Source organism: Flavitalea antarctica, assembly GCF_054461535.1.
Window position 1 is genome coordinate 153,304 of sequence record NZ_JBTLQG010000012.1, and the last position, 6,360, is coordinate 159,663.

Annotated in this window: 3 protein-coding genes; all 3 read left to right on the plus strand. The window is 44.9% G+C overall.

Annotated elements, in window-relative coordinates; genetic code table 11:
- Nucleotides 1-197 precede the first annotated feature (197 nt).
- The 3 genes from denD (at nt 198) to ACX0G7_RS13650 (ending at nt 5,998) form a co-directional block, all read left to right on the plus strand.
- Nucleotides 198-1,184, plus strand: coding sequence for a D-erythronate dehydrogenase (denD, locus tag ACX0G7_RS13640; protein ID WP_458924040.1), 987 nt, complete (start codon nt 198-200; stop codon nt 1,182-1,184).
- Nucleotides 1,181-1,933 carry an SDR family oxidoreductase gene (locus ACX0G7_RS13645; protein WP_458924041.1) on the plus strand — a complete coding sequence of 251 codons (753 nt, stop codon included), beginning with the start codon at nt 1,181-1,183 and terminating at the stop codon, nt 1,931-1,933. Before denD ends, ACX0G7_RS13645 begins: the two co-directional genes overlap by 4 nt.
- A 261-nt stretch (nt 1,934-2,194) precedes the next feature.
- Nucleotides 2,195-5,998 carry an ExeM/NucH family extracellular endonuclease gene (locus ACX0G7_RS13650; protein WP_458924042.1) on the plus strand — a complete coding sequence of 1,268 codons (3,804 nt, stop codon included), beginning with the start codon at nt 2,195-2,197 and terminating at the stop codon, nt 5,996-5,998.
- Nucleotides 5,999-6,360 lie beyond the last annotated feature (362 nt).

Consider the following 6,360-nt stretch of genomic DNA (forward strand, 5'->3'; position numbering starts at 1 on the left):
ATAGCCCAACAACACCCAAACCATTCATCCTGATATCGGATTGACGAACATAAAGTAATGTGATGCTGTCGCACAAGCACAAGCTGCAACAATGGGTTTGAATAAGGTAACTTATTGTCATGGTCATTGCTTGTAGTATGATATTTAGTATCTTCTATAGCCAATGTTCACTAAATTGATACTAAAAATATATTCATGTGCATATACTTATTCTCGGTGCTGGCGGGTTTTTAGGTAGAAGGCTTGCAAAAGAACTTATTCAAAGTGGCAGGCTTGTCAAGGAAGAACTTCGTCGACTGACGCTAGTGGATATTGCTTTTGCTGAAGATAGGCTTCACGATTCGAGAATTGAATACATCGAGGGGGATTTCAGTGATGAAGTCACTATTACGAATATTTTGCAGCAGCGGCCCAATGTTATATTTCATCTTGCAGCTATCGTTAGCGGGGAGGCTGAAAAGAATTTTCAGTTGGGAATGAAAGTAAATTTCTACGCTTCGCTACAGTTATTAGAATTATGCAGAAAGCTTGCTACCCATCCCCGGATTGTATTTGCCAGTTCTTGCGCAATATTTGGGGGCGATGTGTCCAGGGTAATAACTGATGAAACGGCACCTAAGCCGCGAAGTTCTTATGGTACGCAGAAAGCAGTGGTAGAATTGCTGATGAATGATTATAGCAGAAGAGGTTTCGTAGATGCACGAAGTCTCAGGTTGCCTACCATTGCTATCCGGCCAGGTAAACCAAATGCAGCAACCTCATCCTTTGTAAGCTCGATCATCCGCGAACCTTTAAGTGGAAAAACAGCGTCTTATCCGGTGCCTCCGGAAACACCATGTTGGATTCTATCTCCAAAATATGTCATCCAAAACTTTATTCACGCAGCCAACATTGATGAAAAACTGCTCGGTGAGGACAGGGTTCTCAATCTTCCCGGCCTTACTGTTTCGGTCAGGGAAATGATAAACTGCCTGGAGCAAATTACTGGTCCTGAGGTAATCAAACTAATATCTTATGAACCGGATGCATTTCTGCAAAGTATAGTACTTACATTGCCACCATATTTCGAAACGGTCAGAGCTAAGGAACTTGGATTTGTCAGCGATTCGTCTATAGAGGAAATTATACGATCTTATATAGCAGAGGAAGGTTTAGAGAACATAAAAAACGACATTAAAGAATGAATCAATTTAATAAAATTGCAATAGTAACCGGAGCAGGCTCCGGCATTGGAAGGGCTGTGGCAATAGCACTCGTTAATGATGGATGGTCCGTGGTCCTTGCCGGCAGACGGGAAAGTCAGCTTGTCGGGACAGCTGAAACATGTGACGTTAAACGGACGCTGGTTGTCCCTACCGATATCAACCTTCAGGAAAGTGTTCAAAATCTCTTCAGGCAAACAATGAAGACCTTCGGCCGGCTGGATTTCCTTTTCAACAATGCAGGCGTAAATGCTCCGGCAAAACCATTGGAAGAACTAACCTTGCAGGAATGGCAAAGTGTAATCAATACTAATTTGACCGGAGCTTTTTTATGTGCGCAGGAAGCATTCAAAATAATGAAACATCAGGATCCACGTGGTGGGCGTATCATAAACAACGGTTCCATATCGGCCCATGTACCCCGCCCCAATTCGGCCCCCTATACTGCGAGCAAACATGCTGTAACAGGTTTAACGAGATCTATCTCACTGGATGGCCGTGCATTTAATATCGCCTGTGGGCAAATAGATATCGGAAATGCAAGCAGTGAAATGACTAAAAGAATTGAAGCAGGAGTAATCCAGGCTGATGGCTCTCAACAAAAGGAACAGACTATGAAAGTGGAGGATGTTGGCCGTGCTGTAGCCTTTATGGCCAGTTTACCACCAGATACCAATATTCCATTTCTCACAATTATGGCAAATCAGATGCCTTATATGGGAAGAGGATAAATCAATGTATGGTACCCGCCGGCACATACGGCTGGCCTTAAAGGCAAACGAAATTGTAAGGGAAGCAGCGCCACTTATGCTTAATGCAAGTGATAGCGTTATGATAGATGGATTATCTGTGTACTCATGTACCTCCAGAAGAGCTACGTCGGTGTTTACACTTACATGACGGTCATTCAGAGCTTAATGATTATTTTATCTTGGTTTTGATTGGCCTCAGGTGTTTCCGCATAGATTTGTGCCCACTAATAAACCAAATCTATGCTCAGGATCTATACACTGATGATATCTTTCTTTGTTTTTGCCAATTACATTTCTGCACAATCTCCTTCGCCGATAGTCATTAATGAAATTTATGGTGGTGGAGGAAATAGCGGCGCTACCTACAAAGCTGACTTTATTGAACTTTATAACAATAGCAACCTTGCTATCGATTTATCAGGATGGTCCATTCAATACGCGGCCGCTGCCGGCACCAACTGGCAACGCACCAACCTGACAGGTTCCATTCCCGCGGGTGGCTATTACCTGATCAGGCAGGCCCTCGGCACGGGGGGCACAGTTGATCTTCCTACACCGGATGTGGTGGGTACCATACCTATGAGCGGTACAGCAGGTAAAGTGGCTTTATTGAGAACAAACACAACCATTCCCGCGGGTACTTCCTGCCCAAGATCACCTGAATACCAGTTAGCAGACTTTGTTGGTTTCGGAACTGCAAACTGTTTCGAAGGTACCGGTCCTACAGTTGCTCCTTCTAATACAAATTCAGTCTCGAGAAGTGCTTTACATACAGATACAGATAACAACAATGCCGACTTTACTTCGGGAGCTCCATCACCGGTTAATTCTCAGCCTGAGAAAACGATCTCAATAACGGCGTTTGCCGATGCTGGTGAACCATCCACTGCAGGATCAATTACTATAAGCTTTTCAGCGGCAACTACGGCCGTCACAACTTTTTCTTACAACATTGCCACGGGTACGGGAAGCGCGACTCTTGGTACAGACTATTCATTATCACTCAATGGGGGTGCCATACCTTCAGCCATTACCAGCACAAGTGGTAATATCACGGTTCCTGCAGGCGTCTCATCATTAGTGTTAACCATCACGCCGATAAACGATGCAGAGAACGAAGGCAATGAAACAATAACGTTCTCAATTTCCAATCCTGATGGTGGATATACAACCGGAACAGCTTCCGAAATAGCCAACGTGACCGACGATGATTTGAGTGTCACAAAAATACATTTGATCCAGGGTACAGGATCAACAGCCACTGCCGGATCATATGCCATCGAAGGCATTGTGACCGGTGTATTTTCTGACTGGAGCCCGGCAGGCTATTATGTGCAGGAAGAGGAAACAGATAAAGATGATAACATTAATACTTCTGAGGGCATATTCGTGGTTCAAGCCAATCCCACCTCATTAGTTGGTGATAAAGTACGTGTTGTTGGAAGGGTGCAGGAAAATAATAGTACACCTTCTTTTAACCAGGCGGTAATTATCAGTTCATCTTTCACAACACTTTCAGCGGGGAACATTCTTCCTGCGCCGACTTCATTTGAACTCCCGGTGACAACCCAGGCTGATTTAGAAAAATATGAAGGAATGTTAGTGCAACACAACGGAACGCTGACAGTAACAGATAATTCAGAACTTGGTAACCGTGGTTCGCTGAGGTTATCTGCAGGCGGCGCCGTTTATCAACCAACACAAATAATTGACCCGAATGATACGGATCCATCAGGAAACACCACTACAGGTAACAGCAATATAGCCGCCGTTTCTGCTTATAATACCAGCACGACTAACAGGTCCATTATTCTTGATGATGGTTCTAACGTTGTCCCACAAACGCTTCCTTATGTTAATTCAGAAAACACCATCAGGGTCGGAACTACTCTCGATAATCTGAACGGTATCCTGGGCTTCGGATTTAGTACATTCAGGATTCAACCGGTTTCCTATGCTGCCCCTGTGTTTAATTATGCTTTGCGACCTTCACTGCCTCCACTGGGTGGGAATCTTAAGATAGCCAGCTTTAACGTACTGAATTATTTTAATGGCGATGGTATGGGTGGCGGTTTTCCAACTTCAAGAGGGGCAAATTCTGTGGTTGAATTTAACAGGCAGCGGGATAAAATTATCAGTGCTCTTGCAGAAATGAATGCTGATATAGTCGGCTTAATTGAGATAGAAAATGATGGCACCGGGCCGGCCTCAGCAATCCAGGACCTGGTGAACGGGCTTAATGAACGGTTGGGTGTGGGCACCTATAGTTTTGTATTGGATGGTTTGAACAGTCAACTGTATAATACTGATCAGATCCGCGCGGGTATCATATATAAGTCATCGGTCGTAACGCCTGTCGGCGGTGTCTTCACTTCAGCCGATGGCATTTTCGACAGACCGCCTTTGGCACAGACCTTTATGTTGAATACGGCTCAGAAAACATTCACTTATATAATCAATCACTTCAAGTCAAAAGGAAGCTGTCCTCCAGCAAATACTTCACCCAATCCCGATCTTGATGCAGGAGATGGCCAGGGATGTTGGAATGAAAGAAGAAAACAACAGGCAGCAGCATTGGTTAGCCTGATTAACACGGTCATTGTTCCTGCAACAGGAAATGACAGGGTGATTACCATGGGAGATTATAATGCCTATTATGAAGAGGATCCAATGGATGTTCTAAGATCAAATGGACTGATCGTGCTGGGTAGCTCAACAAGCTATTCTTATCTTTTTGATGGTCAGCTCGGTTCCCTCGACCACGCCGTGTTGACCGCATCAATGAATGAATTGCTCGCCGGATTTGCGAAATGGAATATCAACTCCACGGAGCCTACCTATCTCGACTATAATGATGCTGTTCGCGATGCGGCAGAAAGCACTACTGATGTGAATCCGTGGGCAGCAACATACACTCCATCTCCATGGCGCTCTTCTGATCATGATGCTGTGATCGCTTCGTTCACAATCAACAGCGTATCCGATCTGAGTGTTGTAAAATCCGGACCTGGTACCGTGAAAACAGGTGGAATGCTTACTTATAATATTGTTGTACAAAACCAGGGACCTGACCACGCCAAGGATATCGTGCTTTCCGATACCCTTCCTGCAGGTACAAGTTTTGTATCTTTTACTGCGCCGTCGGGATGGACAACCTCAGTTCCTCAGCCGGGTGAAGGCGGAGTAGTAAAAGCGACTTCAAATACATTAGCTTCCGGCGTTGAACAGGCGTTCAGCATAGTCGTTAAAGTTGACTGCGAACTGAATGCCACTGTAATAGAAAACAGCGTGACCGTGAGCGCCGGCACAGAAGATCCGGGCCCTTCAAACAACACATCTTCGATCAGCACAAACGTTGAGATCTCAAGGCCAGTGGTTATTATACCTGACGCAAGGGTTTTGCCACAGGGCGTTAAAGCGAACACCGTTTACCTGGGTTATGCACCGGCTTCCAGCCTGCAATTGTCATCCATAACTACCGGCGGTACGGAGCCATATAACTATTTATGGTCAACAGGAGCAACAACGCAAGGTGTAATGGTGAATCCTACTCAAACTACTACTTACTTGTTAACTGTTGCTGACAACAATGGATGTGCGGGAACCGCAATCAAAACAGTCACCGTAGTCGATGTAAGAGCCGGTAAAAATGGAAGTAAAGTGGTGGTATGTCATGACAGATCAAAGAATATTGAAGTCGATACGGAAGCAGTAAAAGATCACCTTGGGCACGGGGATATGCTTGGAGTTTGCGAACCTGGCGGAAATAGCCTGAATGTCCTCAGCTTAGATATTAGCGGTAAGCTGTCAGTACGTGCGTTTCCCAATCCGTCGACCAATTTCTTTAACATTCAACTGCAAGGCAGCGTGTCTTACATTGGTAACCTGGTTGTAAGGGATGTGACGGGCAGAGTTGTAGAAAGCAGGATGAGCGTGGCAATGAACAAGTCGCTACAGATCGGGCACTCTTATCGGAAGGGAATTTATTTTGTTGAACTTTCGGACGGCGGTAAGAAGATAATTTTTACACTTATCAAATATTAACCCGCGGTAGAATAAATTAACTCCCGGTCAAATAAATGGCGCAGCTGTCTTTGTTAGATACAGTTGCGCCATTTTTATTGTAATATGTTAGTACTGTTCACCGCGATTTAAGGATGCCCGAATTAAAGTGTTAACACTTCCCTGAACTTCGCGGATGTTATTTAATCGCCCGGAGATTTTTTATTGCGACTTCTGCGGAAATTTCAGAGGCGACAGCATGCCGCACACGGTTGGTGGCTCAGGATTTCTTTCTTGCCATATCTTCGCTGTAGGATTGTTTCAATAGTTTTAAAACTGCGTCATCGAGGTCCCCATTATCAAACAGCCTGATCCCGTGCACAAAACGGCCGCCCCAGGCATCT

Coding starts and splice junctions, on each gene's coding strand:
- ACX0G7_RS13645 (WP_458924041.1), top strand. CDS start 1,181: ATGAATCAATTTAATAAAATTGCAATAGTAACCGGAGCAGGCTCCGGC.
- ACX0G7_RS13650 (WP_458924042.1), top strand. CDS start 2,195: ATGCTCAGGATCTATACACTGATGATATCTTTCTTTGTTTTTGCCAAT.